Origin of the sequence: Roseburia sp. 1XD42-69 (assembly GCF_003612565.1) — a bacterium.
GTDB lineage: Bacteria > Bacillota > Clostridia > Lachnospirales > Lachnospiraceae > Roseburia_B.
Genome location: NZ_RAZG01000258.1, coordinates 1 through 645, shown reverse-complemented (window position 1 = coordinate 645; position 645 = coordinate 1). Strand labels below are relative to the sequence as shown.

General features: G+C 31.2%; 1 protein-coding gene. It reads left to right on the top strand.

What is annotated here, in order from left to right:
• Positions 1 to 159: 159 nt before the first annotated feature.
• A complete protein-coding gene (locus D7Y06_RS25460) occupies positions 160 to 453 on the top strand; it encodes a hypothetical protein (RefSeq protein WP_120410234.1) in 294 nt (97 codons plus the stop codon).
• The last annotated feature ends 192 nt before the right edge of the window (positions 454 to 645 follow it).

Here is a 645-nt window from a genome sequence, read left to right as displayed (position 1 = left end):
GGAGAGATACATGAAATTCAACGGTAAACGATATATAACATCACATTAGAATCTTTCGTGAAACAACCCTAGTACCTTGACAATTCAATAGACTTTATACTCTGGATGTGATATACTTCTATTTAACAGATAGAGCAGCCACAAAAGGAGCGTGATATAATGACAGATAATGAATTACTACTTGCAATAGCTGATATTATGGATAAAAAGCTAGATGCGAAAATACAGCCATTAGAAAATGAAATTAATTCATTAAAAGATGAGCAAAGAAGAATCAATCTTATTATTGAAAATGAGATTCGTTCAGATATTAAACTTCTTGCCGAAAACTATTTACCAGCAGCAAAACGCTATGAAAAAACAACGGCACGAATTGAAGCAATGCAAGCCGATATTGATGTTATGAAAAGCGTAATCAGGGAACATAGCGAAAAATTGCAAAAGATTTCATGATTATATAACCAACTAAATATATCACACCTAATACAAGAGTGTAAAGTCTATTGAATTATCAAGGGCTTTACACTTTTTTATTTAGGAGGAAAAACAATGATTAAGAAAAATGTTACATTCTTGTTATTCGTAACTTTACCTACTCCCAATTACCCGAAAATTCTTCAAATTAAAAGAAGGTACAGCATAATT